Genomic DNA, 26772 nt, shown 5'->3' with positions numbered 1-26772 from the left:
GATGACTCCATACTTTGGTATTATCGTTTCGTTACTTGCATTTGGGATTGGTACATTTCTATTTAAAAAATCAAAAGGATTCTTTCTTTTTACACCTTTATTTGTAGCCATGGTATTGGGAATTCTCTTTCTAAAAATTGGTCATTTTAGTTATGAACAATATAGTAGCGGCGGCAAGATGATCAGCTTTTTCTTAGAACCTGCTACAATTGCTTTTGCGATACCATTATATAAACAGGTAGATGTGTTAAAAAAATATTGGGTACAAATTGTAACAGCAATTATTGTCGGCTCTATTGGTTCAGTATTAGTGGTTTATAGTTTAGCCAATATGGTTCATGTAGATCAATCTATTATGGCTTCTTTGTTACCAGAAGCTTCTACAACCGCAATTGCAGTCCCTCTTTCTAATTCAATTGGTGGGATAGCCGCAATTACTTCATTTGCTGTAATTTTCAATGCTGTGATTGTTTATGCGTTAGGACGGTTCTTATTAGAGAAATTTAAAATAAAAAATCCGATTGCTCGTGGTTTGGCTTTGGGAGCAAGTGGACATGCGTTAGGTGTAGCAGTTGGAATTGAGCTTGGTGAAGTAGAGGCTGCTATGGCAAGTATTGCTGTAGTTGTAGTTGGTGTTATAACAGTAATTGTTGTTCCAGCCTTTGCTGTTTTTATTGGAATTTAAAGTGATTTAGTCAATGAGAGATGATGAAGCTCCAACCAAAATTAGTTTATTTTTGGTGGGGCTTTTTTGTTAGTCTATTAGCTTAAGACTGTAATTAAATGAGTGAGCTGTTAAACTTACTTTTGAATATGTTATAATAGAGCCTGAATAAGTGGGGTTGAAATTAGAGAAAGAGGAGTTGACTCAATGGCAGAAATAGGTCAGTTAAGCATATTTTTTATTGTTGGTTATTTTTTTGGAAATATTAATGGGGGATATTTGTTAGTAAAATTAATTAAGAAGCTTGATATTCGAGAGGAATATACAGGAAATGCGGGAGCCAGAAATGCGTATCGACTATTAGGAAAAGCGGGATTTGCTGGAACGGTTTTAATTGATGGATTAAAGACAATTATTGTTTACTTAGGAGTTGTTTATTTTTATCCTAACTGGAATATGGCTGCAATTGTAGCGGTTGTTGGTGTTTTTATAGGGCATTGTTATCCTATTTTATTGGGATTTCGAGGTGGTATGGGAATTGTTGTTTATTTAGCATCAGCGTTGGTCGTAATCCCTTGGTCTATTGTGGCGTTAATTGTAGTTGCATTAGGAAGCTATCAATTTATTAAAAATAAAACTGTTGCAGGATTGCTTGGTGTGTTATGTATTCCTATTATTGGTTATTTTAGTTTAAGTTCGTGGGCATGGAAAATTTATTTTATTGCCGTTTTTGCAATTATTGTTTTATTATCTATTTTTAAAAAGAATCGTACTGAGGAAGAGCCTAATTAATTGGCTTCTTCCTCAGTTTTTTTATTTGAAAATTAAAAAAATACAAAATTCTTCATACTTTCTTTATAGAATTCCAATGAAAGCTAGAGTAAAATAAAAAAGTAATTTAGAGCATAATGTGTATTTAGAAATGAGGACTTTACTTTGAGAAAAAAAACTTATATTTATTTATCTATAGGCATTTTAGTTATTGGAATGGGCATTTTTTTAAGCCTTTTTTCTTCTAAGATACTCCCTATTGAAGAGGGGAGAACAACAATAAAAAAAGATTTAGTTCAGACAAGGAAATCCAATAAATTTACTCTAGATTCAGTAGCAAATAAAGTTAAGGAACTTCCGTCAACGCTACCTAGTTTAGATAATCCTAATGATGGAAGTCAAACACCGGATATAACTAAAGTAGTTGAGAAAACTATTAATAAAGATACCTTTGTTGGTTCAGTTTTAGTTATTAAAAATGGTCAACCGGTTTTAAATCAGGGATATGGTTTTGCAGATAAAAGTCAGAATATAGCTAATTCATTTCAATCGTTGTATTTTATTGGATCTATACAAAAAAGTGTGACAGCCGTAGGAATTATGCAATTAGTAGATGAAGGAAAGCTATCTGTTGATAGTCCAGTTGGTTTATTTTATCCAGGAATAAAAAATAGCAATAAAATAACAATCGGTCAATTATTGACACATACTTCAGGTATTCAAGGACGTTCTGGCAAGTTAGCAATTGTAATGAGCCATCAGGAAGTGGTGCAGGATATTATAAAAAAAGCTGTTGTAAAAGATATTGGTCAATGGCATTATTCTAATGATAATTATAGTTTGTTAGCAGGTATTATTGAAAAAGTATCTGGCAAAGGCTATTCTGAATATATTCGAGATAAAATTTTAGTTCCAGCTGGGTTATCTCACACTGGATTTTATGACACTTTTAATTCAGCGTTATTCCATGCCAATCCTTATAAAAAAGTAGGGACTGATTTTTATCAACTTAATCCAATCAGTAAGGCTAGTTTTTCACAAGAATTTGGTGCAGGAAACATGTATATGACAACTGGCGATTTATATAAATTTAATCAGGCATTAATTAATGGGAAATTAGTTAGTAAGGAAAGTCTAAAGGCCATTCAAACACCAGGTAACTCAGTTAATGGATATGGATATGGCATGTATGTAGATCAGCAAAATAAGTACAGTCATGGGGTTTTGGGAAGTTATCATACACTAGTATTAACATCATTGGATGCTAATACAGCTGTAGTTATTATGGGAAATGAAAAAACTGAATTTGATATTCTTAAGGCAGCTAGTGACATTTTTAAAGCAGTAAAAGAAACAAAGTAGAATGGAATAAGTAGATTATGACAATCCAATCTTCTGAGAGTTACTTTTAAGTATTTTTCAGAAGATTTTTTTGTTTAAAAATGCTAAAGATTCTTCTCACTAAAATTTTTTATTATTTTAGAAACTTTTACTTGCTTTTTAAACTGAATAGGAGTAAATTTATCTTCAGGGATATTCAAAGTCTATAATAGATAAAAAAAGTATCTAATGATTTTTCTTTAAATAATAAAAAAGGAAAAGAGGCGAAATCATGAAGCTGACTAAAGGATTAGAGCAATCTGTTTGTATTATTACTCTCTTAGCTACCCAAGAGGCTGATGTTCCGGTTTCATCACATATTATTAATCAACGTCTGCAAGGTTCCCCGACATACATCAAAAAGTTGATGCGCAAATTAGTCGTGAATCAGCTAGTTACTTCGGTATCAGGAATCAATGGTGGTTTTTCATTAGCAAAAGCACCACAAGAAATTACGTTGTTAGATATTATTGAAGCTTTAGAGGGACCAATTGTTACCTATCCCAATACTGGATTAATTAATAGGGTATTTCAGGATATGCAACCTGTAGCCAATCAGGGAGACCAAGTGTTGATAGATGTTTTTCAAGAAGCAGATCAACTTTATACGGAGTATTTACAGCAACAGACTGTCTTTGATTTAATTCAAGAAACGTTAGGACTTCGTGAAATTCCAGTATTAAATTGGAATGATTTAGCTGAAAAAAAGGGTTTAATTAGAAAGGTGTTGAATAATGTCAATGGAAATGATGAAAAATGAGTGGAAAAAATTAGTACAAAATAAAATATTATTGGTTTCTTTTATCGTTATCTTGTTTATCCCAATTTTATATGCGGCTTTCTTCTTGAAATCTGTTTGGGATCCATATGGTAAGACTGGCGATTTACCAGTTGCTGTGGTTAATTTAGACAAATCAGTAGACTACCAAGGGAAAACTTTAGATGTAGGGGATCAGTTAGTCTCCAATTTAAAGAAAAATGATTTATTAGATTGGAACTTTGTCTCAAAAGAAGATGCGAAAAAAGGTCTAGAAGATAAGAAATATTATATGGTGGTTACATTGCCAGAAGATTTTTCAAAAAATGCATCAACTTTATTAGATAAAACACCTAAAAAAATGAACATTACGTATGAAACAAATGGTTCATTAAACTATATTGGTGAAGTCATTGGCGAAACGGCTGCTAAACAATTGAAAAGCGAAGTATCTGCCAATGTAACAAAAGCTTATGCAGAATCAATCTTTGGACAAATCGAAACAGTTGGAGCTGGTTTTACTCAAGCTGCAGATGGCTCTAAAAAATTAAATGAAGGCTCAACTAAGTTAAAAGATGGGAATAAAACCATTACAGAGAATCTACAAAAATTAGCATCAAGTTCAATTACTTTTAGCGATGGAACTGAAAAACTTGAAGTTGGACTAAATCAATATACAGATGGAGTTAGCCAATTAGATAGTGGTGCAACAAAATTAAATGATGGAATTGGTCAACTAGCTTCAAATGTCGGACCTTTGCAAGCTGGTGTCGGTCAATTAAATGAGGGATCAGCAACCTTAGCAAATGGACTTCAAACGTATACTGGTGGAGTTAGTCAAGTTGCTAGTGGTGCCAATCAATTAGTTGAACAAAATTCAAAATTAACAGATGGTGCTAGTCAATTAAGTAGCAATCTAGCATTGGCACAAAAAACAGTAGAAACTGAATTATTGCCAGGTGTTCAACAAATGTCCAATGGGATTACAGCTTCACCGGCAGATTTACAAGCTTTATCAGCTGGTTTAACAACAATAAGTGACAATATCGATCAATTAGCTGCTGCTGTTAATGATTCATCAAAATCAGATGCAATTACAGCAAATATTACAGCGGATATGCAAGCTATTCAAACTAAACTTCAAGCAAATGGTGCTGCACTAGAGAGTTTAGGTAATGGGGTAAAAGAAAATCCCGCTAAAACAATTGGAGCAGTTCAAAGTACAGATGCTTACAGTAAAATGAGTGAAGCACAAAAAGCAGAAATTAATACAGCCTTACAAACGGAATTAACGAATCAAGCAAATCAAGAAGCAGGATTCTTAACTACACTAAAAGATAATACTGTTGAAATGGCTACAAATTTACAAGATATTCAAGTTCAATTAGGCAATTTGGCTCAATTATCAGCAGCTTTAAAAACTGGTGTAAATGCGTTAAATGATGGAACAAAACAACCTTTGGCTCAAGCATCACAAGCAGTTGGTGGTCTAAGTGTCATCAAAGCAGGTATCGATGCTCCTGATAATGGATTATTGGCTGGAGTAACAAAATTAAATGCTGGTCTAGGTCAATTATCTTCAGGTAGTACAACGTTAAATACTGGTATTCAACAATATACAGCTGGCGTTGCACAAGTTAAAGATGGCGCTACACAACTAAATGATAATTCAGCAGCTCTTACTACAGGAGCAACTGCTTTGAATGGTGGTATTAGCCAAGTTGCAGGAAAACTTCCAGATTTAATTAGCGGAGTGACTCAATTAAATGACGGTTCACAACAATTAGTTGCAGGTACAAATAAATTAACCGAAAATTCTCCACAATTAAATGATGGTATTGGTCAATTAGCAAGTGGTGCCACACAAATTCAATCAGGATCTGGTCAATTAGCTGATGGTTCACAAACTTTAGGCGATGGTCTGGGTACTTTAACAGATGGTACAAAAGAATTAAATTCTAAATTATCTGATGGTGCAAAACAAGTCAATGAAATCAAACCAACGGATAAAACTTATGATATGCTTGCCAGTCCTGACAAGTTAACTCATAAAGAATACAGCCATGTTGACAATTATGGTGCAGCTCTTGCTCCATATGTCATGTCATTAGCTCTGTATGTTGGTGCGTTAGTCTTTAACTTTATCTTCCCAATTCGTAAAATTTCAATGGAAGGTCAATCAAGCGTTGCTTGGTGGTTAAGTAAATTCTCAATCGGAGCAGTTGTTGCAATTGCGATGGCAGTTATCGAAGTTAGCATTATGTTGTTACTAGGTTTAAATGTAATTTCTGTAGGTTCTATGTACTTGATGGCGATTATTACAGCATTGGCTTATATGTTCATTATTATGTTCTTAGCAATGACCTTTGATAATCCAGGTCGTTTCATTGGAATGGTGTTATTAATTGTTCAATTAGGTGGAGCGGGTGGTACTTTCCCAATTCCATTGACTAATGGATTCTTTAAAGCAATTCACCCATTCTTACCAATGTCTCACTCAATTTATGGCTTTAGAGAAGCTATTTCTGGTGGGTTAGGTCAATCAACATTTAACCAAAGTTTCTTCATTTTAGCAGCAATATTCGTTGTCTTTACAGGATTATTGTTAGTTTCAATGAACTGGTTACAAAAGAAACATTTAGATAACGTGTCCCAATTAGATGATAATCAAAAGTTACAAGCTTTAGAAAATTAAGGCATAAATTTTAAGATAATGAAAATGCAAGAAATCCATTTGAAAAAATGTTGATTTCTTGCATTTTTTTTAATTCAACTGACTTTTATTCATTAATGGTGATAGTTCCATCTTTGTCAATTGTCACATCATTGCCATTCTCATCTTTAGCGGAGATAGCGCCATCTTTATCAATCGTAACTTCATTGCCGTTCTCATCTTTCGCACTATAGCCACTATCATCAAGATTAACTTCGTTCCCTTGGTTATCTTTCGCATTAATACTACCGTCATTTAGAGTAGCTTCATTCCCATTTCCGTCATCTGCTTTTAATTTACTTGTTTCTTTTTCTACTTTTTCAGTACTAGATTCTGAGGTTTCTTTTTTATTAGAAGAAGAAGTGGAGCATCCTGCAATAAAAGTTGTACTGATAAATAAAAATAACAATGTCATTGGAATTTGTTTTTTCATTGATAATCCCCCTTCAATTTATTAAAAAATTATATCAGTAATTTAATTTTAAGTCTATAGAGAATGAATAGTGTATTGAAAAAAACAGACACTATTGAAATAGTGTACTATAATGAAGGGAAATAAATGAAGGGGGATTAGTATGTTGCATCATATTGATATTTATGTTCAAAATTTAGATAAACAAACTGAATTTTGGTCATGGTTTTTAACTGAGTTAGGGTATCAACAATTTCAAAAATGGGAAACGGGGATTAGTTGGAAGAAAGGCGATTTTTATTATGTCATTTCAGTAGGCGATAGTCAGCTCATTGCCGAGCCATATCAAAAGGGGCGAATTGGATTGAATCACCTAGCATTTGCTACTGAAAAACGCCAAACGGTAGATGCATTAAGCTTACAAGTAGAAGCGCATGGTGGAACGATTCTCTATGCAACGGATTATCCTTATGCAGGCGGGTCAAAGCATTATGCCCTTTATTTTAATGATCCAGAAGGAATGAAAATGGAATTGGTAGCAACCGAAGAAGTTTGATCTATATAAAAATCCCCTCTTAAATTTTAGTTTTAAGAGGGGGTGTGTGAAAATAAATTTAGCTAACATCGCCTGTATTAATGACAGGTTGTGTGCCTTTATCAGTAATAATTGAAACTAATAAATTATTGACTAACTGTAAGCGACGTTCATCATTAAGTTTTAGGATGCCTTCTTCTTCTAGTTGAGCAATGGCTAACTGAGTCATTCCAACAGCGCCCTCAACAATAATCTTACGAGCACTTAAAATCGCTTTTGCTTGTTGACGTTGTAACATAGCACTAGCAATTTCTGTTGAATAAGCTAAATGCGTTAAACGAGCTTCGATGATTTCAACACCAGCAACTTCAAGTCTACGTTGTAGTTCTTCTGAAAGTTCTTGAGACACTTCTGAAGAATTTCCTCGCAATGTAATATCAGTATCTTCAAATGAATCATACGGATATTTAGTCGCAACATGACGAATGGCTGTTTCACTTTGAATCTCAATAAATTGCTCGTAATAATCAACATCAAAGGCAGCTTTTGCTGTATCAATAACTTTAAATACAACTACTGCTGCAATTTCGATAGGATTTCCATCTACATCATTTACTTTTAATTTTGCACTGTTGAAATTTCGTACTCGTAATGAGATATGCAGTTTATTCGTAAATGGTACGGTAATAAACATTCCATTTTCACGAATTGTTCCTAAATATCGACCAAATAAAACAATTAATTTAGCTTGATTCGGTGCGACAATTGTAACAGTACTAGCAAAAATAGCTGAAATTAGTAATAAAAGTACACCTACAATAATAAATGTAAAATTAACTGCAGTTGTTATCATTCCAATTCCTAAAATCACTAAGCCTAATCCGGAAAGAGCCATTAGAATTAAAATAATAATTCCAATATACCCATTGATGGCAAAGGTTTTTTTCTCTTTCATAGTATATTCCCCCATTATAGTGTAGTCAATAAATTATTTTTATTACGAGATGCGTTCTAAAATATATTCTTTATCTTCTGCATCATCGTATAAATTCAGTTTATTCTCCCCAAGTTTGTTTAGAATAAGTTGATAGCCGTAACTATCTTCAAATATTAATTGCTGTTCATTCAATTGAATAATGTTTCCTTTTAGTAGTTTTTTATTTAAGGTAACACTCCCAGTACGATTGAATGTTAAAAATGCCGAGTCTGATGAAGGTGATTCACTTTTCCGCCAAGAGCCAAGGAAAAATAAATGAGAATCAAGTGGAGAAGTAGTCCATTTTTTTTGTTTTCTATGCATAATAGTGGAACCTGTTAGCCCTGCCAACATTGAAATACCGAGTAATATTCTGAAACGATTCTTCATCTAAAAATCTCCTTCCATCCACCTAAGTAAAAAAAGCTTATGGTTTATTCATTCTTCAATGCGTAGTTCTAGTATAAGCTATTATAAAAAAAAATAGTAGTTTTTTTTAATTCTTACTGTATTTTAAGAAGTCATCAAAGATTAAAAAGGAAATTTTAGAAAAAAAAGATTGCTTCTTTGGCTAAAACAGTTCAAAATAGGATTTATGATTAAAAAAAAATGAGAAAAAGGATGTGACACAATGAAGGTCATTAAATTTGGTGGAAGCTCGTTAGCTTCAGGAGCCCAATTAAAAAAAGTATTTCAAATTGTAAAAGAGGATCCAACACGTAAGTTTGTCGTAGTTTCAGCTCCGGGAAAACGTTCAAAAGATGATGAAAAAGTAACCGACTTATTAATTGATTGTGCCACAAAATCGCTCTTAAATGAAGATATTCAGCCAATCCTAGAAAAAATTATCGCTCGCTATAGAAGTATTGCGGAAGAATTAGATTTAGGGACAGAAATTGTTGCAGAAATTCAAGCAAATCTTGAAGAATTAGTGGCAGGTGATAAAAATAAACCGGATTATTACTTAGATGCCTTTAAGGCTAGTGGTGAAAATAATAATGCCAAATTAATTGCAGCTTATTTTAATCATGAAGGTCTAAAAGCTAGCTATATTAATCCTTTAGATGCTGGGTTATATGTGACAGATGAACCTGGTAATGCTCAGGTTTTGCCAGAGGCATATGATAACTTGTATGAATTAAGAAATTCTGCTGATATTTTAATTATTCCGGGCTTCTTTGGATACACAAAAACAGGGAAGATCAGCACTTTTTCTAGAGGCGGTTCAGATATTACCGGCGCTATTGTAGCAAATGGAGTAAAGGCTGATGTTTATGAAAATTTTACGGATGTAGATGCTATTTATGCAGCAAATCCTAATGTTGTTCAAAATCCAGCAGAGATTCTGAATTTAACCTATAAAGAAATGCGTGAACTTTCTTACGCTGGTTTTTCAGTTTTTCATGATGAGGCGCTTTTTCCAGCCTTTAAAGCCGGCATTCCTGTTCAAATAAAAAATACAAATAATCCAAGTGCAGAAGGAACTCGAATTGCTCGCGAACGTCCTAAAACAAACCAAGCAGTAGTGGGTATCGCTAGTTCTAAAGGTTTTAGTAGTATTTATATTGAAAAATATTTAATGAATCGGGAAATTGGTTTTGGTCGTAAGGTTATGGGAATTCTGGAATCAGATGGGCTTAGTTATGAACATACACCATCTGGAATTGATGATTTAACAGTTATTTTGCGTAGTGCTCAGTTAACGAAAGAAAAAGAAAGTGAATTAATTAATCAATTAAAAAACGAACTTGGTGCAGATATTGTAACCATTCATCATCATATTGCGTTAATGATGGTTGTTGGGGAAGATATGCGTTGTAATATTGGAACAATGAGCAAAGCTTCAGAAGCTTTAGCTAAAAATAATATCAATATTGAAATGATTAACCAAGGTTCTTCAGAGGTAAGTATGATGTTTGGTGTTTCAGAAGCGGATGAAGAAAAAGCTTTAAAAGCTTTGTATGAAGCTTTTTTCTAAATAAGTTTGACGACGTAGGAAGAAGTGGCTAGGGAATCTTTTTCTTACGTTATTTTATTTTTAGGTTGAGAGAGCCAGATATGTAAAAAAATCAACTAGAGTGTAGTTGATTATCGGTAAAGAATTTTTTTATTTAAATTTAAATACTGTTTTGTTAGTTGAATTAGATGACGAGAGAGCTTCAGTGCAATCGGGAATAACTCTACTCCAACACTAGATAATAAAACAGCTAAAAAAATTCGTAGAGCAGTAACTGCTTGAATTTTAATTAGTCCTGCAAAAATCATAATTCCTGGACAAGCAATTGCGGTTAAGGTAAGTATCCAAAAACAAGCCAATAATGCATATAAAGAAATAAGTGCGCCTAAGCCAATACTTGAGTTAAAACCAACTACTCCGATTAAGGCTCCTTTATTCAGTTTTTTTTCTTTCATTTCTCCAGACTCTTCCTCCTAAAATTAATTAAACCAGCTTGATAGTAGTATAGCAGAAAATAGTTTAGTAGGTCTAATTCTATTAATTATTTAAAATATAGATTTAGAAATTCAAATAATTAATAGTGATTTACTTTGAAAACATATTATTATATTAATAGAAATCTATAAAATAAAAATATTAGCATAATTTTGAAAGAATTGTATAATAGTAGTATAGAGTATTAAAGGGGGAGGATAAAAATTAATTAGTTTTGAAATAAATGAAAATACTGAGATATGGCAGTAGATTAACTTTTTTGCCTTAATTTGTGAATGTTTATCAATTTTAAATAGTCAGAATTTACTGGGAATTAATGACACAAGTTAATGTGAATAGAATTGAATCATTTGAAATAATGTTTAGAACTATTATTTTAGTAGTTTTGATATAGTTTCGTTTCTATTATTTTGAGATTAGGTTAATTTATCTATATAATTTTTTTGATTAGAAATAAGGATATTAAGAAGGGGAGTTACGATGATGAAAGAACTTGGTGAAAAGATTAAAGAAACCCGTATAACAAAAGGGTTAACTCAAAAGGATTTAGCAGATGGAATCTGTACTCAGGCAACAATTAGTAATTTGGAGAATGGTGCAAGTTTTCCTGCATTAGGCACTTTATTGGCGATTTCTGATCGCTTAAATATTGAATTTAGTGAGATTTATGAATATACAGCATTAAACAAAAATGGTTATTCAGATATCTTTAAGAAAATTCGTGTTTTATGTGGACAAGGAAAATATGCTGAAGCATACAAAATGATTGCTGCTGAAGTTGAATTTGATAAATTGGAAACAGTTTATGAAACCAAACAATATTATTACTATCTGGGAATTACAAGTTTGCTTGGGGCAGATAAGTACTCAGATGCTTTGTACAATTTTAATCTAGCATTGTTTACAGAAACAGGCAAGAATCTAGATATTATTGATGTTTTGACAACGAATGCAATTGGTTTAGCGTATGATATGAATGCTGAAAAAGAAAAAGCGAAGACTTATTTCGAGAAATCAATTTCACAATTAAATGAAGTGATTGGACATTTAGATTCTTTACAAGATACAATTGAAATTACTAAAGTTTATTATAACTCTGCAAGATTCTACGGAAAAATCGAAGAATTTAAAAAAGCATTAGAATTTGTAGAATTAGGTATTGATTTACAACAAAAACAAAGCACATCTTATACATTAGGTTATTTGATGTATGAAAAAGGCTATATTTTGTTTAAACTAGGAAATAAAGTAGATGCTGAAAAATCTTACTTCTGTGCAGCTGCACTTGGTGAGTTAAATGAAGACGCTGCTTTAATCAGTGATGTTAAGAAAAGTATGAAGGAACACAAAATTGCGGGATATAAATACTGGTAAATGAAATTCTAGCATCATTAGAATGAATAAATTAAAAATAAAGCATCTTTATTATGAATGATAAGCTCATAATAAAGATGCTTTATTTTTAATTTATTTAACGTTCAGTCAGTAAGCTTTTAGCGACTGAATGTTTTTTTTGTTTTGGTGGTAGACTATCTTTTTCTTTGATTGATTGTAATAAACGCAGCCCATTTAAAATGACTAAAATGGTGCTTCCTTCATGACCAATGACTCCAAGAGGAAGAGTAATATATTGAAAAAGATTGGATAGAATCAACAAAATGATGATGCTAATTGAGAAAATCATATTTTGGATAGTTACCTTTTTTAATTTTTTTGATAAATCATAACTATAGCTGAGCATGTTTAATTCATTTTTCATTAAAACAACATCCGCAACGTCAATGGCAATATCTGTTCCTCCTCCCATCGCAATACCGATAGAAGCATTTGCTAAGGCAGGAGCGTCATTGATGCCATCTCCAACCATTCCAATAGTTCCATATTTTTCTTTTAATTGCTGGATTAGTTTTGTTTTTTCGGCAGGTAGGCAATTGGCATAGATTTCATCTACACCAAGTTGTTTGCCAATAGTTTCACCAGTTGCTTGGTTGTCACCAGTAATCATAATGGTTTGAATATGGTGAGCTTTAAAGAAGTCAATCATCTCTTTAGCATCACTTTTAGGAACATCTAATAATCCAAAGTAAGCTACTAGTTCTGTATTTCGTTTAATATAAATAACCGTTTTCCCTTGATTTTGCAAGGTCTCTGCTTGAGTAAATAGTGTTGTATTTTGTAGTTTATCTTCAAGGATAAAATCTTTTTTACCAATTTTCCAATTACTACCGTAGGCCCAACATTCTAGTCCATGTCCGGTATGATCAATGATGGTTGATGCAACAGTAGAGTTAGTAACAGCGTGATTAAATTCTGTTACAAGAGCCTTTGCGATTGGATGAGTAGATGTTTTTTCCATGGCAACAACAACATTGAGAATCTCTGCTTGCTGATTTTTGGAAACAAAGAAAGTATCGGTTACTACAGGCATTCCTTTAGTTAAAGTTCCTGTTTTATCAAAGGCAATAGCTTTTAACTGTGCAAAATTTTCTAAGTAAGCCCCACCTTTGAAAAGAATTCCGTGTTTTGCTCCATTTGAAATAGCTGCCAAAGTAGCTGGTGTAGCCGATGCAACTAAAGCACATGGGGAAGCGACAACTAATAGAACCATGCCACGATAGAAAGATTCATTCCAACCCCATTGTAGGATAAAGTAGAAAATGGCAATCATTAGTGGAACAAAAATTAAGACAATCTTTACATAAGTATTTTCAATGCTTTCAATCATAGAAGCTGTTTTAGATGGCGTATTTTGATAAAGTCCATATAATTGTGTAAAAGTTAAAAGGCCATGTAACAGCCCTTTTACGGTACAATGTTTTTAACCATTAAAAACATACCCAGGAGGACTTTACATGACCCAAGTACATTTTACACTGAACAACGAAGAGGTTCAAAGTATTATTGAACATTCCGTTAAAGATGATGTGTCTAAAAATATTTTAACGACAGTTTTCAATCAGTTGATGGAAAACCAACGAACAGAATACATTAAAGCTGATGACTATGAACGATCTGAAAGTCGTCAGAGTCAACGAAATGGCTACTACGAGCGTGACTTTACGACTCGCGTTGGTACACTTGAATTAAGAGTACCTAGAACACGTGATGGTGAGTTTTCACCGACGGTGTTTGAGCGGTATCAGCGAAATGAAAAGGCGCTGCTTGCTTCAATGCTTGAGATGTATGTTTCAGGCGTTTCAACACGTAAAGTCTCTAAGATTGTTGAGGAGTTATGTGGTAAATCAGTTTCTAAGTCCTTTGTTTCTAGTCTGACTGAACAGTTAGACCCTCTGGTCAATGAATGGCAAAATCGATCGCTTTCAGATATAAACTATCCTTACTTGATGACTGATGTCCTGTACATAAAGATTAGAGAAGATAATCGAGTACTTTCTAAGAGTTGTCACATTGCGATTGGAATAACCAAAGATGGCGATCGTGAAATTATTGGCTTCATGATTCAAAATGAAGAGAGTGATAACACATGGTCTAACTTCTTTGAATACTTAAAAGAAAGAGGATTACAAGGTGTAGAACTCGTTATTTCTGACGCTCATAAAGGCTTAGTATCTGCGATTCGTAAATCCTTTACCAACGCAAGTTGGCAGAGATGCCAAGTTCACTTCTTAAGAAATATCTTTACAACAATTCCTAAGAAGAATTCTAAACCTTTTAGAGAAGCTGTAAAAGCTATCTTCAAGTTTACGGATATTAATTTAGCACGAGAAGCTAAAAATCGTCTGGTTGAAGAATACTACGACCAAAAGAAATACACAAAAGCTTACGAGACCTTAGATAATGGCTTCGAAGATGCCTTTCAATATACTGTCCTAGGTAACTCCCACAATCGACTAAAAAGTACCAATCTTCTTGAACGATTAAACCAAGAGGTTCGCAGAAGAGAAAAGATCATTCGAATCTTTCCAAATCATGCTTCAGCCAATCGATTGATTGGGGCAGTTCTTATGGACCTGCATGAAGAATGGATTAGTTCTACAAGAAAGTATATAAATTTTAGCAAGTAAGAAACAATAGAAACGTTGTATAGTATTTTACACAGGATTATGGACTTGACTCGTATTTTGAGCTTCATTTACTAAACGAATAATCTTAGCAAATAAAGTATTATCTATCTCTTGACTGACCTTCATCGTTAAGGCCTCACCTAAATTAATAGTGCCACCAAAAACATCATCCCCACTTGTTTTTTCGATAGGAATCGGTTCACCAGAAATGGCAGCTTCATCAATTAAACCAGCGCCATCTTCAATAACACCATCAATTGGAATGCTAGCCCCCTTAGGAACAAACAAGATATCACCAATTTTTAAGCTAGTCAGGGATACTTCTTGTGTTTCACCATTTTCTAGGATTCGTAGAGCCGTTTCAGGTTGCATTTGCATAAGGCTAGAGATAGCTTCGGTACTTTTATTAGTCGCGTATTCTTCTAAGGAGCCACTAAGTGAAAAAATAAAAATTAATAAAGCTCCTTCCATCCAATAGCCAATAATAGAGGCTCCGATGGCCGCAAGAACCATTAGAATATCAACATTTAGATGTTTGTTTTGATAAGTATCAATGATTCCTTCTTTTGCTTGTTTAAAACCACCAATGGTAAATGAAAGTAAAAATACAATTGTTGCGGCTGTTGTTTGATTATTTATGGTTAGAAGAATGCCGATGATGATCAAAATTCCACTAATAGTAGTAGCGATCATTGCATGATTTTTTTTAAATAACTTCATTTTTATCATCCCTTTTAACTATTTATTTTTATAAAGTAAGCATACCAAATTAAAAATCTAAATGATAATAATTACAATCAAATGAAATTGATAATTACTCTCAATGTCCATAAATAAGACAAATAGAGAAAGATAAAGACGAGTTAGTGAGAATCATTATCAATGATTGTAATGTCAGATAAATTAGAGTACTTAAGATATGAAAATGAGACTAGCTATTTAACCCAAACGATTTCAAAGAGATAAACAAGTCTAGAGTCAAATTTGCCAGTTTTAGTTCACTTATTGAAAAATACAGGAAAAACGTATGAATAGTTAAAATAGAGAACTAACGTATAGTGGGGATTCAAATCTGATTGTTGAAGGTGAAAAATTAGTTTTTAAATTTGATCCAACTCCCGCATGCGTCATTCTCTTGGAAATGTGTTTATTCCGTTTAATATTATTGATTAAACGAGCAATTTATAATTAGGCTAGAGATAGAAATACATCAATGTGATTATTTTTCTCTCTTTTTTATGAAATTTTTTTTTAATATTTAAAAAAATATAAAAAATAGTTGAAATTTTATTTCAAAAGAGGTATGATGAATTTGTTAAACGTAATAGAAAATTTTAGGAGGTGGAAGGATGTTTGGGATTTCAGTTTTTCTTGGAGAAGATTTAAACGAGGAAACAGAACAGTTTATTTGCCAAATGAATGAGAACGGATTCAAAGGAATCTTTTCATCGTTACACATACCAGAAGATGATACAAGTCGCTATCGTCAACGATTAGAAGTTTTAGGAAATTTAGCCAATAAATTAAAAATGGAATTGATGGTAGATATTTCTGGAGAAGCGTTGCATAAAATTGGTCTTTCTTTTGATCGACCAGCTGAGCTTTTAGCAACGGGGATTACTGGATTACGGATGGATTATGCAATCGAAAATCAAGTGATGGCGGAACTTAGCCAACATCTTAAAGTGGCTTTAAATGCCAGTACGATTACAGATAAAGATGTAAGCGAATTAAAAATGCATCAAGCTAACTTTCAAAATATGGAAGCTTGGCATAATTATTATCCACGACCAGAAACTGGGCTGGCGAAAGAAATAGTTACTCAGAAAAATCAATGGCTGAAAGAATTAGGTTTTAGAGTAATGGCTTTTGTACCAGGAAATCAAAAATTACGAGGTCCCTTATTCAAAGGACTGCCAACATTAGAAAAGCATCGTAATGGACATCCATTAGCTGCAGCAATAGAGTTAGTAAGAGAGTGTGCTGTAGAGGATATTTATCTTGGTGATCCACAGATTGATGCCCGAACAATGAAGCAGTTTAAGGATTACTTAACTGAGGAAACAATTTTATTACATGCTGAACCTGTTCAAGAAAGCTCATATTTTTCATTAATATTAGGTACTCATGAAAATCGTTTTGATCCTGCAAGAGATGCAGTTCGGAGCGCAGATGCTAGATTCAGAGAACCAACAGAGATTATTCCAGCAGGAGCATTGCCACGAACCAAAGGCAGTATCACCATTGATAACCAAAAATATGGACGTTACATGGGTGAGATTCAGTTGCCGTTAGTTGATTTGCCTAGAGATGAAAAGGTGAATGTAGTGGGTCAAGTAATTGCTGAAGATTTACCTTTAATCAATAGCTGTAGTCAAGCAGGACAGAAATTTAGAATTAAACTAGTTTAACAAGAAGAGAAAGAGGGATTTTTATGAATTTAGATAAATTAACAACAGAAGCAAGAAACCAAGCAACAATGAATTTGGATACATTAAGTACCAAAGAAATTCTAACTCTAATGAACCAAGAAGATCAAAAAGTAGCTCTAGCAGTTGAAAAAGAGTTGCCTAGTATTACTAAGGTTGTTGATCAAATCATTAGTGCATTTGAAAAAGAAGGTCGTTTAATTTATATGGGTGCTGGAACTAGTGGGCGTTTAGGTGTGCTAGATGCAGCCGAATGTGTACCAACTTTTAGTGCTGATCCAAGTATGGTGCAAGGACTAATTGCTGGTGGAATGCAAGCTATGACTGTTGCGGTTGAAGGAGCAGAAGATTCTAAAGAGCTTGGAGAAGCAGATTTAAAGGCAATTCAATTGACTGAAAATGATGTAGTTGTTGGATTAGCAGCAAGTGGTCGGACTCCATATGTCATTGGTGGTTTAGAATATGCCAATCAAATTGGAGCAGTAACTGCAACGATTTCATGTAATACGGATGCTGAAATTAGTCAATATGCAACTTTCCCGATTGAAGTAAACGTTGGAGCTGAAATCTTAACTGGATCTACTCGTTTGAAATCGGGAACAGCACAAAAATTAGTACTAAATATGTTATCAACCGTTTCAATGATTGGTATTGGTAAAGTTTATCAAAACCTAATGGTAGATGTAAAACCAACCAATGAAAAATTAGAAGAGCGCTCAAAACGAATTATTATGGAAGCTACAGATTGTACTTACGAAGTTGCTAGCCAAAAATTTGTAGAGGCTGGTCATCAAGTTAAATTAGCAATTGTCATGATTTTAACAAATAGCACAAAAGAAGCAGCAGCAGAAAAATTAGTTACTGCAAAAGGTTTTATTCGTAAAACCGTTTAAAAATAGAGAGTGGAGGCAGAAAAAATGGCTGAATTAAAAGAGGAACGTTTAGCAAGAGAGATTTATGAAAAAGTTGGCGGAATGGGAAATGTCAGCAAGATTATTCACTGTATGACTCGTGTTCGGATGGATATTCGTGAAGATGGCTTAGTTCAATTGGAAGATTTAAAAGCAATTGATGGTGTAATGGGTGTTGTGGAAGATGATACCTTGCAAGTTATTGTTGGACCAGGAACAGTGAATAAAGTTGCTGGTAAAATGGTAGAAATGGCTGGCGTAAAATTAGGCGAACCAATTCATGTAACAGAAGCAGCAAGCACAAGTTCAAGTAAAAATTCTGGACGTGAAGAAGCTGAAAGAATGGCAGCTGCAACGAAAGCAGAACAAAAAAAGAAAAATAATACACCCATAAAACGTGTTTTAAAATCAATCTCAAATATCTTTGTTCCAATGATTCCAGCTTTTGTTGGTGCCGGAATTATCGGTGGGATTGCTGCAATTATTTCTAATCTATTACTTGCAGGGGATATTAGCGGGGATAACTGGGTCAATATTGTGACTGTACTAAATATTATTAAAAATGGTCTGTTTGTTTACTTACAAATCTTTGTCGGAATTAATGCAGCTCGTGAATTTGGCGGAACAGATTCTTTAGGTGGAATTGTTGGTGGGATTGTGTATCTATCAGGTATGAATCCTGAAATGCCATTACCTAATATCTTTACTGGTGGCGATTTAGCTGCTGGACAAGGTGGAATTATTGGTGTAATCTTCGCTGTTTGGCTAATTGTTTTATTGGAAAAACGTCTTCACAAATTAATTCCTGAAGCAATAGATATTATTATTACACCTACGATTGCTTTATTAGTAGTGGGAATGTTAACGATTTTTCTAATTATGCCAATTGCGGGTTTAATCTCAAGTAGTTTAGTTGGAGCGATTAATTGGGTCTTGAATGTTGGTGGAGCTTTCTCTGGTTTTGTTTTAGGAGCAACATTCTTACCAATGGTTATGTTTGGTTTACATCAAATCTTAACACCTATTCATATTGAAATGATTAGTTCGACAGGTATGACTTTATTATTACCAATCTTAGCTATGGCTGGGGCTGGACAAGTTGGGGCAGCAATTGCTTTATGGATCAAATGTAAGAAAAATAAAAAATTAACGAATATGATTAAAGGGTCTTTACCAGTTGGTATTTTAGGAATCGGTGAGCCTTTAATTTATGGAGTAACTTTACCTTTAGGTCGTCCTTTCGTAACGGCATGTATTGGTGGCGGTATTGGCGGTGCTGTAATTGGAGCAATCGGTGGTATTGGTTCAATTGCAATTGGTCCAAGTGGTGTAGCATTAGTTCCTTTAATTGCAGATGGCAAATGGATGGGCTATATCTTAGGTCTATTAGCAGCATATATTGGTGGTTTCTTAGCAACTTACTTCTTCGGTGTTCCAAAAGAAGCAATGGAAGCAACAGAATTATAAAAAATAGAGAGTATTGAGAATTCGTTCTTGATACTCTTTTCTTGGTTTTAGAAAGTATTGTGAAGCACTAAATTTGATGATACTATACTAAATGAAGGGTTCAATAAATCAGGAGATTATTTGATAGATAAATGAATTTAATTTTAAGATGAAGGAAGTGAAAGCTAATGAATACGAACATTTTATTTAGAATCAAAGAGCAAATCGAAGCTTTGCCAAAATCTGAAAAAAAAATCGCTGAAATAGTCTTAGAAAATCCACAGGCAGTTATTCAAATGAATGCTACTGAACTAGCCGAGGTTGCTGAATCAAGCCCCGCAGCAATTATCCGTTTCTGCCATTCAATGAAATTAAAAGGTTTTACAGAATTAAAGCTTCAGTTATCGGCAGATTCACATCAAATTAAAGAAAATTTATATACTGAGATTAACCCAAATGAAGAAATTGAGTTAATTAAAAAGAAGTTAGTATTGAATACAACTCATGTCTTAAATGAAACCAATAATTGGCTAACGAAGGAACAGATTGACGAGGTAACAGAGCATTTTGAAGCAAGTTCTATGATTTATACGTATGGATTGGGAGCCTCTTATTTAGTTGCTTTAGATATTCAACAGAAATATACACGGATTGGCAAAGTTGTTGTTAGTTCACAAGATACTCATTATTTGGTAGCATCAATGGCGGTAGCTCCTAAAAATACGATTTTTTTTGGAATTTCCAATAGTGGTGAGAAACAAGAAGTCCTATCTTTAATGAAAACAGCGAAGGAACTTGGTTTAATCACAATCAGCTTAACGGAAGCAACGAATAACTCATTAAGCCAACAAGCAGACATCGCTTTAAAAACCGGAATAAGCGGTGAAGCGCCATTAAGAAGTGCTGCGACGAGTTCATTATTAACACAACTTTATGCAATTGATATTTTATTTTATGGTTATGCAACGAAAAATTATTCCTCAATTCTGGAGAAGCTTTCTCAATCGAAACGAGGAATTAGTGTATTTAATCAAAGAAATCAATAAAGATAGAAAAGTGCTAGTTATTAAATAGCGCTTTTTTATTTGTTTATATGGGATGGATATTGTTGTCTATTTGCGAGAGAATTAGGTATGCTAAGAATAGAGAATCACAAAATTGGAGGGAAGTAGATGTTATATGGGAAGAAGGATCAAGAGCGAAAGAAGAGCTATGTAATCGAACCGATTTTTGGAACTAAGGCAGAATCACAAGATATTCCAAAGTATAAATTAGGTGAAAATCCTGTGGAACCAAGTGTTGCTTATCGTTTAGTGAAGGATGAATTATTAGACGAAGGCAATGCTCGACAAAATTTGGCAACGTTTTGTCAAACCTATATGGAAGATGAAGCGACGTTATTAATGGCCGAAACGTTAGAGAAAAATGCTATTGATAAATCAGAATATCCACGTACGGCTGAATTGGAAAATCGTTGTGTTAGTATGTTGGCTGATTTGTGGCATGCACCGGAAGCAATTGAATATGTTGGAACGTCAACAGTAGGATCTTCTGAAGCCTGTATGTTAGGTGGATTGGCTATGAAGTTTCGTTGGCGGAATAATGCAGAAAAGCTTGGGTTGGATTTGCAAGTACAGAAACCGAACCTAGTGATTTCATCTGGCTACCAAGTTTGTTGGGAGAAATTCTGTGTCTATTGGGACATTGAGATGCGAGTTGTACCAATGAGTGTTGCACATATGAGTATTGATGTAACGAAGGTGATGGATTATGTTGATCCTTATACAATTGGCATTGTCGGTATTTTAGGGATCACGTATACTGGGAAATTCGATGATATTGCAGCATTAGATGCTTTAGTAGAAGAGCACAATCGTCAGACAGATTACAAAGTTTATATTCATGTCGATGGAGCATCGGGTGCTATGTTTGTCCCGTTTATTGATCCAGAATTAGTATGGGATTTTCGTTTAAAAAATGTAGTTTCAATTAATACGTCAGGTCATAAGTATGGTTTAGTTTATCCTGGGATAGGGTGGGTCTTATGGCGGGATAAAGCGTATTTGCCTGAAGAGTTAATCTTTGAAGTGAGTTATCTAGGTGGAAAAATGCCTACGATGGCAATTAATTTTTCTCGTAGTGCTAGTCCTATTATTGGTCAGTATTATAATTTTTTGCGTTTTGGTTTTGAAGGCTATCGAGCAATTCATGAACGAACGAAACAAGTGGCGATTTTTCTAGCAAATGAAATCAAGAAAACGGGTTTATTTGAGGTTTACAATGATGGTCGAAATCTACCGATTGTTTGCTATCGTTTGAAAGAATCTGTAGAAGTGGAATGGACACTATACGAATTGGCTGATCGCTTGCAGATGAAAGGTTGGCAAGTTCCTGCCTATCCGTTACCACCAGATTTACAGACTATTATTATTCAGCGTTATGTTGTACGAGCTGATTTTGGACAAAGTATGGCAGAAGAATTTATTGAAGATTTTAATGCTGCTTTAAAAGAGCTAGAACAAGCACGGATATTGTTCCATGACAAAGGCGAACATGGTGTACAAGGTTTTATTCATTAGCAAAAATAGCAAGAGCTTAGGATAAGCATTTTTATTCTAAGCTCTTCTTTTTTTATTCTCCTTACTTACTACGTTTGATAATTGATACCATCAATAAATCCTTGTCTAAAGATTTTATAATAAATCAATTCAACAAAGTGACGTTCCAAAAATTCCATATACGTCGTTAATCTTAATAAAAAAATGATGAATAGTCAATAAAAAATCAATAAGTTTGGGTTAAATAACAATTCCTTTACAACTAGATTATTGTTTAGGTTGTATACAAAATAAAGACAGCTAGGCAGAATTCTGATTAAACTTATCAGGTATTCTGCCTAGCTTATTTGCTTTTAAGAAGAGTGTTCACTAGTTTATTAAAAACAAATAAATTATATATGTTGAAATAATATTGTAATTTTTTAGTTTTTATTATAGAAAATATATGGTAGAATTTTAAATAACTGTAATTATAAAAAAGGAGGGCATTTATGGAAAAGATCAAAAGTGATTTAACCGAAGCAAGTCAAAAAGCAACAGGATTAAAAAATACTACCGATAATCTAAAACAGATTTCAACGATAGAGACAGACTGGCAAACAACGATTGTGGGAAATCAAGAAGCACAAGAAAAGATTCAGCTAGCACAAGAGACTGCTAAACAAATTGCTAGTGCGATTATGCTGGGATCAATGAATCTTCAAAGTGTTGCGAAAGACTTTGAAGCGCTAGATCAGCTGGTCAGCCAAACTGAATTTCAACGGATGGGTGGTTGAATGAATGGATAAATGGGAAACCTTACATCAAAAGGAATGTCGATTACGAGTAAAAGAAGAAATTAATGATAGTGAAATCAGACAAATTCAACGACTAACAGAAGCCTACGAATCACATTTTCATGAAGCCCAGCATTTGCTGGAGGACTTAGATGATTTATTCTATAAACATGATCGCCATTCTTTTTACGAATCCGTTAAAGAGGAGTTTTACCAAGAATCAAGAGATGTGCAGAACTACTTAGAGGAAAGTAACAATGAATTAACTAGTGAAAAGTGGGAGCTTCAAGGAAAATTAGATGAGGTGGCTTATGAAAAAAGACAAGTCATCCTAACTGAAAAGGAGAAACTGCATGAGTATTGATATGTTTGTTTCAGCTTCAAAAAAACAAGCGGCTAGCGTGAGTGCCATGAGCAAAAAACAAGTACAGGATTATGAAGATGTCCAGAAAGCCATTAGCGAATTTACCTTGAATAGCCCTTTTCTGACAGGAAAAGCCTATGATTCAGCGAAACAGTATTTTTCATTAGTCTTATATCCGTTAGGTCAAGCGGGAATTTTATTATCCGAGGCTGTGGAGCGAGCAGTAAAGCGATTGCCGGAAGACTACCAAGATCAAGTAGATAGTGGGGACTTGAAGCAATCGGAATTGGAAGAAAAAATTAGGCAAGTGAACCAATTATTAGGTCAAGCAGAAGACATTCGTGAACTGATCCAATCAGTAACTACGCCAGACATACTAAAAAATAGCCAGCTCCAAGCGAATATGCGACTGTTGACTTTATACAGTGATGTGAAGCGAAGTTTGGAAGAAAAGTTGGATCAACTATTACGCTTTAACGCCTATTCTGAGACGATCTTTTCAGAAGTGGACGCGTTACAACAATTGATTGAGCAAGGCTTGGCGCAAACAAAAACGGCTTGGAATGGAGAGAGTAAAACCTTTACAGTGGATCGTTCCAAGATGGATTGGGCGCTAACCGTCAATGAGCAATGGACTAGTCGAGAAAATGAGATCAACGGGATTGACGAAGAGAAAATAAAAGAGTTAGAAGAGTATGAGATTTATGCTAAACTAGTTTATGATGGTAAAGGTAATCCACAAGTATTTTGGCAGTTGGTGAAGGAAGGCAAAGGCGTTAAGAATCCAGCGTTGTATCAATATTTAAAACAAGCAGGGCATCATTTAGATCCGGATATGTTTGAATTTATCTCGTTAGACGAATGGGATAAAAAAGTGAAGGCTGGTTTTCGGGATGGGTTGAATCTTGAAACTGGGGATAGCTATTCTGGATTTTTGGGTGGACTTGTCAGTAGCTCGCAAGTCGTGGAGGACATGCATATGTGGGCAACGGAGGCGGAATTGGCGCAGGCTTTACAAGTGTTGGGATTTAGTTATGCGTCGTATCGGTTGGCTGTGGGGAGTGGGAGTAAAAAGATTGTAAATAATATTCCTGATTCTACTTTAAAACATGCTGATTTAGGGGAGTTTAACTCAAATAACCGACTTATTAATGGAGGTCATGGGCAAAATAATATTGAATATTTGAAAACTAGTAATATTGAGTTTAATATTGTTAAAGAATATTCAAATGGAGTACGTGTTGGAAATATTCCCAGCCATAAAAATAAGATGAAACGTTCAGGTACAGGACAATCTTGGTTTCCTGAATCATGGAAGAAAGAAAAGATTAGTGATGCTGGTAACTATATAAATGATTTGCCAATAAATAAAGATTTACCTGATGGTCAATGGATTTTTGGAGAATACGAGGGTGTTAGAGTAGGTATTATTAAAAAAAATGGAAAACCATCAACAATAATTCCTGATAATTCTAGACAACCGAAATAATTTTGAAAGGATGGTAAAATTGCTTAATTCAAAAAAAGTAAAAATGTTAATTATTGAAAGAAAAACGATGTTTCCAGATGATCCGAAAATCAATGAGATTTGGAAAGAACTAACAGATATTTTTTCAAAAGATGAAAATGAAACAATTAATTATTTGAAAACTAGTCCGGAAAATGAGATAGAGTGGATAAGTGAGGTTTTTGAAGATATTTCAGAAAATTTACAAAGCCAGAATTTTATTAATATATTAGAGATAATAGAGAAAAAATTTACTAATTTAGATTTGTATACAGATATTTCATATGCTAAGAAGGCACTAAAAGATTAAGAACTGAGAAAATTCCTAAACAGAAGAAAAAATGGATGATTTTTATAAAAGTTTTGAGGGAAATCTAAAGATGGAAGAATTGAAGGTGCTGCTTCAAATGGCTTAAATTTTATTGGCTATTAGAAGTAGAATTTTGGGAAAATCTAATGTAAATGTAGAAATTATATTTAAGAGGTGATAAACATGACAGTAGGTATAAAAGTAGATTTTTTATGGTTTCCTATAGGAAGAAGTGATTTTTTTCATTCATTTTTCTCAACTATTTGTATAAATTTGGAAAATAAGCAATGGGGCAATCTATTTCCAATAATAATGAATGAACTGTATTCAGGGGAAATTGCTAATGAAAACTTAAAAAGTGCTCAAAAAGAATTGAGAAAGTAGAGACTTGGTTAGTATGAACACACTCGCTGATCAAGTTACCAATAGTCAATAAAAATTAGCTGTATTTATTGTACAAAAATTCAAAGGATTTATCATGCTATTTTGCTGAATTCTGAGGGTGAAGTAGGCAGGAATGCTTAAAAGAGCAACTTCAATTGTTAAAGCAAACGGTGGATATGTTAGCTAAAAAAATAGTGGAACAACTCAAGGTTAGCTATTTCATGAGTTTTTCAGGTGCTGACACAACCGATATGTCTAATAAATAAAGTCAATAGGAACGTTAGGAGAGTCTAGCAGTCTATTGACTTTATTTATAGTATTTTACAGATTAGCTTCTAAGACGGAAAAGGCGTTAAGAACCCAGCGTTGTATCAATACTTAAAGCAGGCAGGGCATCATTTAGATCCGACAATGTTTGAATTTATCTCGTTGGACGAATGGGATAAAAAGGTGAAAGCTGGTTTTCGGGGTGGGGTGAATCTTGAAACTGGGGATAGCTATTCTGGATTTCTAGGTGGACTTGTCAGTAGCTCACAAGTTGTAGAGGACATGCATACGTGGGCAACGGAGGCTGAATTGGCGCAGGCTTTACAAGTGTTGGGATATAGTTATGCGTCGTATCGGTTGGCTGTGGGAGTAAAGAAGTTGGTGGGGCTAAAGTCAATAAACCGTCTAGAAATTTAATTGATAATACGCCTGAAATTGCTGATACTATTAGAGATATCAATAAAAAATATTCTAATGGATTCGAGCAAAATAATTCAATAGAAAGTATTATTAATTCTGCTTCTTATTATGAGGATGCATGGGAGCAAGCTTCTGCGGTAACCAGAAGTATTACAGATCATGCTTTTGTAGATGGAAACAAACGAACTGCGTTTGATACTTTAAATATGTTATTAGATGAGTTGGAATTGAAATCATCTTTGAGTGATTCACAAAAGTGGAACTTGATAAATAGAATAGGAACGGGGGATTTAAAAAATGTGTCAGAAATTGCAAATATTCTTAAAGGAAAATAAAGCAAATTTTTTAGTGAAATATGATTCGATTAGAAAAACTAACAAGTATACTGTCATGTTATTTGATACTGAAAAAAAAGAAAGAATTTCTGGGGGAGATACAAATTCTATTGTTGAAACAGAACAAAACATGAGAAATGAGATAAATAAAAACATAGACTTCGAAGATATTAACAATTTATTTGATAAAATCCGAAATTCAATCAATGTAGAATTTAATCATGTAGTAATGTTATCCATTAATTATTCGCATGGTATTTTAGACTATGTTATCTATATAGACGAGCCTAAAAATACTAGTCATAATAAATTTCATTCTTATGAAGAACTAGAAGGATTTGTGAAAAAAAATTATGGATGAAGAACTAATAGTAGGTATC

Annotated in this window: 28 protein-coding genes; 22 read left to right on the top strand and 6 right to left on the bottom strand. The window is 33.7% G+C overall.

The genetic code is table 11. The features are described from left to right. Position 1: 1 nt before the first annotated feature. The 5 genes from lrgB (at position 2) to BR43_RS06930 (ending at position 6267) form a co-directional block, all read left to right on the top strand. Positions 2 to 685, top strand: a complete 684-nt coding sequence (gene lrgB / locus BR43_RS06950) for an antiholin-like protein LrgB (RefSeq protein WP_034560537.1) — start codon at positions 2 to 4, stop codon at positions 683 to 685. 186 nt (positions 686 to 871) lie between these two features. Continuing rightward, positions 872 to 1456: a glycerol-3-phosphate acyltransferase gene (locus tag BR43_RS06945; RefSeq protein WP_034560535.1), complete on the top strand. Its 585-nt coding sequence runs from the start codon at positions 872 to 874 to the stop codon at positions 1454 to 1456. Positions 1457 to 1600: 144 nt separating this feature from the next. Next, the gene (locus tag BR43_RS06940; RefSeq protein ID WP_034560533.1) at positions 1601 to 2797 is read left to right on the top strand and encodes a serine hydrolase domain-containing protein; all 1197 of its coding nucleotides are present in this window, start codon (positions 1601 to 1603) and stop codon (positions 2795 to 2797) included. Positions 2798 to 3047: 250 nt separating this feature from the next. Further along, positions 3048 to 3575, top strand: a complete 528-nt coding sequence (locus BR43_RS06935; RefSeq protein ID WP_034560530.1) for an Rrf2 family transcriptional regulator — start codon at positions 3048 to 3050, stop codon at positions 3573 to 3575. Next, entirely contained in the window at positions 3550 to 6267 is a 2718-nt protein-coding gene (locus BR43_RS06930) for a YhgE/Pip domain-containing protein (protein ID WP_034560527.1), read from the top strand. Before BR43_RS06935 ends, BR43_RS06930 begins: the two co-directional genes overlap by 26 nt. An 85-nt stretch (positions 6268 to 6352) precedes the next feature. On the opposite strand, the gene BR43_RS06925 is transcribed toward BR43_RS06930, so the two are convergent. Further along, positions 6353 to 6718 carry a hypothetical protein gene (locus BR43_RS06925; RefSeq protein WP_034560526.1) on the bottom strand — a complete coding sequence of 122 codons (366 nt, stop codon included), beginning with the start codon at positions 6716 to 6718 and terminating at the stop codon, positions 6353 to 6355. 142 nt (positions 6719 to 6860) lie between these two features. On the opposite strand from BR43_RS06925, the gene BR43_RS06920 reads away from it, so the two are divergent. Next, a complete protein-coding gene (locus BR43_RS06920; protein ID WP_034560524.1) occupies positions 6861 to 7253 on the top strand; it encodes a VOC family protein in 393 nt (130 codons plus the stop codon). A gap of 58 nt (positions 7254 to 7311) precedes the next feature. Here the strand turns inward: BR43_RS06920 and BR43_RS06915 are convergent, their stop codons facing one another. Both BR43_RS06915 and BR43_RS06910 read right to left on the bottom strand, forming a co-directional pair. After that, the gene (locus BR43_RS06915) at positions 7312 to 8187 is read right to left on the bottom strand and encodes an SPFH domain-containing protein (protein ID WP_034560522.1); all 876 of its coding nucleotides are present in this window, start codon (positions 8185 to 8187) and stop codon (positions 7312 to 7314) included. A gap of 42 nt (positions 8188 to 8229) precedes the next feature. Beyond that, entirely contained in the window at positions 8230 to 8598 is a 369-nt protein-coding gene (locus tag BR43_RS06910; RefSeq protein WP_034560520.1) for a DUF4828 domain-containing protein, read from the bottom strand. 241 nt (positions 8599 to 8839) lie between these two features. On the opposite strand from BR43_RS06910, the gene BR43_RS06905 reads away from it, so the two are divergent. Continuing rightward, positions 8840 to 10186: an aspartate kinase gene (locus BR43_RS06905; RefSeq protein WP_034560518.1), complete on the top strand. Its 1347-nt coding sequence runs from the start codon at positions 8840 to 8842 to the stop codon at positions 10184 to 10186. 110 nt (positions 10187 to 10296) lie between these two features. On the opposite strand, the gene BR43_RS06900 is transcribed toward BR43_RS06905, so the two are convergent. Continuing rightward, positions 10297 to 10620, bottom strand: coding sequence for an HAAS domain-containing protein (locus tag BR43_RS06900; protein WP_034560516.1), 324 nt, complete (start codon positions 10618 to 10620; stop codon positions 10297 to 10299). Positions 10621 to 11140: 520 nt separating this feature from the next. On the opposite strand from BR43_RS06900, the gene BR43_RS06895 reads away from it, so the two are divergent. Then, positions 11141 to 12034 carry a helix-turn-helix domain-containing protein gene (locus tag BR43_RS06895; protein ID WP_245617833.1) on the top strand — a complete coding sequence of 298 codons (894 nt, stop codon included), beginning with the start codon at positions 11141 to 11143 and terminating at the stop codon, positions 12032 to 12034. 97 nt (positions 12035 to 12131) lie between these two features. Here the strand turns inward: BR43_RS06895 and BR43_RS06890 are convergent, their stop codons facing one another. Continuing rightward, positions 12132 to 13457 carry a heavy metal translocating P-type ATPase gene (locus tag BR43_RS06890; RefSeq protein WP_281173980.1) on the bottom strand — a complete coding sequence of 442 codons (1326 nt, stop codon included), beginning with the start codon at positions 13455 to 13457 and terminating at the stop codon, positions 12132 to 12134. 55 nt (positions 13458 to 13512) lie between these two features. On the opposite strand from BR43_RS06890, the gene BR43_RS06885 reads away from it, so the two are divergent. Next, a complete protein-coding gene (locus BR43_RS06885) occupies positions 13513 to 14685 on the top strand; it encodes an IS256 family transposase (RefSeq protein WP_034558139.1) in 1173 nt (390 codons plus the stop codon). Positions 14686 to 14712: 27 nt separating this feature from the next. Here BR43_RS06885 and BR43_RS06880 read toward each other — a convergent pair whose 3' ends face one another. After that, positions 14713 to 15405 (bottom strand): P-type ATPase actuator domain-containing protein, encoded by a 693-nt coding sequence (locus BR43_RS06880; RefSeq protein WP_051933855.1) that lies wholly within the window; start codon positions 15403 to 15405, stop codon positions 14713 to 14715. 629 nt (positions 15406 to 16034) lie between these two features. Between BR43_RS06880 and BR43_RS06875 the strand changes: the two genes are divergently transcribed. The 13 genes from BR43_RS06875 (at position 16035) to BR43_RS06820 (ending at position 26753) form a co-directional block, all read left to right on the top strand. Next, complete coding sequence (locus BR43_RS06875) at positions 16035 to 17096, top strand: DUF871 domain-containing protein (protein WP_034560513.1); 1062 nt, start codon at positions 16035 to 16037, stop codon at positions 17094 to 17096. A 23-nt stretch (positions 17097 to 17119) separates the two neighbouring features. Continuing rightward, a complete protein-coding gene (gene murQ, locus BR43_RS06870) occupies positions 17120 to 18007 on the top strand; it encodes an N-acetylmuramic acid 6-phosphate etherase (RefSeq protein ID WP_034560510.1) in 888 nt (295 codons plus the stop codon). A gap of 24 nt (positions 18008 to 18031) precedes the next feature. Then, a complete protein-coding gene (locus BR43_RS06865) occupies positions 18032 to 19492 on the top strand; it encodes a PTS transporter subunit EIIC (RefSeq protein ID WP_034560508.1) in 1461 nt (486 codons plus the stop codon). 167 nt (positions 19493 to 19659) lie between these two features. After that, positions 19660 to 20517 (top strand): MurR/RpiR family transcriptional regulator, encoded by an 858-nt coding sequence (locus BR43_RS06860; RefSeq protein WP_034560506.1) that lies wholly within the window; start codon positions 19660 to 19662, stop codon positions 20515 to 20517. A 126-nt stretch (positions 20518 to 20643) separates the two neighbouring features. Next, positions 20644 to 22050: a glutamate decarboxylase gene (gad, locus tag BR43_RS06855; RefSeq protein WP_034560503.1), complete on the top strand. Its 1407-nt coding sequence runs from the start codon at positions 20644 to 20646 to the stop codon at positions 22048 to 22050. Positions 22051 to 22520: 470 nt separating this feature from the next. After that, complete coding sequence (locus tag BR43_RS06850) at positions 22521 to 22805, top strand: TIGR04197 family type VII secretion effector (RefSeq protein WP_034560502.1); 285 nt, start codon at positions 22521 to 22523, stop codon at positions 22803 to 22805. 4 nt (positions 22806 to 22809) lie between these two features. Then, positions 22810 to 23169, top strand: coding sequence for a DUF3958 family protein (locus BR43_RS06845; RefSeq protein ID WP_034560500.1), 360 nt, complete (start codon positions 22810 to 22812; stop codon positions 23167 to 23169). Further along, complete coding sequence (locus BR43_RS19035; RefSeq protein WP_051933854.1) at positions 23159 to 24658, top strand: EndoU domain-containing protein; 1500 nt, start codon at positions 23159 to 23161, stop codon at positions 24656 to 24658. The genes BR43_RS06845 and BR43_RS19035 overlap by 11 nt, the downstream gene beginning before the upstream one ends. A gap of 43 nt (positions 24659 to 24701) precedes the next feature. Then, a complete protein-coding gene (locus BR43_RS06835) occupies positions 24702 to 24986 on the top strand; it encodes a hypothetical protein (protein WP_169741030.1) in 285 nt (94 codons plus the stop codon). Between the two features lie 183 nt (positions 24987 to 25169). After that, a complete protein-coding gene (locus BR43_RS06830) occupies positions 25170 to 25370 on the top strand; it encodes an Imm70 family immunity protein (RefSeq protein ID WP_034564883.1) in 201 nt (66 codons plus the stop codon). A 366-nt stretch (positions 25371 to 25736) separates the two neighbouring features. After that, positions 25737 to 26054 (top strand): hypothetical protein, encoded by a 318-nt coding sequence (locus BR43_RS06825; RefSeq protein WP_034560496.1) that lies wholly within the window; start codon positions 25737 to 25739, stop codon positions 26052 to 26054. Next, a complete protein-coding gene (locus BR43_RS20715) occupies positions 26054 to 26392 on the top strand; it encodes a type II toxin-antitoxin system death-on-curing family toxin (RefSeq protein WP_084679800.1) in 339 nt (112 codons plus the stop codon). The genes BR43_RS06825 and BR43_RS20715 overlap by 1 nt, the downstream gene beginning before the upstream one ends. Then, the gene (locus tag BR43_RS06820) at positions 26355 to 26753 is read left to right on the top strand and encodes a hypothetical protein (protein ID WP_034560494.1); all 399 of its coding nucleotides are present in this window, start codon (positions 26355 to 26357) and stop codon (positions 26751 to 26753) included. Before BR43_RS20715 ends, BR43_RS06820 begins: the two co-directional genes overlap by 38 nt. Positions 26754 to 26772 lie beyond the last annotated feature (19 nt).

It is taken from the genome of Carnobacterium gallinarum DSM 4847 (assembly GCF_000744375.1).
Taxonomy (GTDB): domain Bacteria; phylum Bacillota; class Bacilli; order Lactobacillales; family Carnobacteriaceae; genus Carnobacterium; species Carnobacterium gallinarum.
Note: the sequence above shows the minus strand (reverse complement) of the source record. Positions and strands in the feature narration are given on the sequence as shown.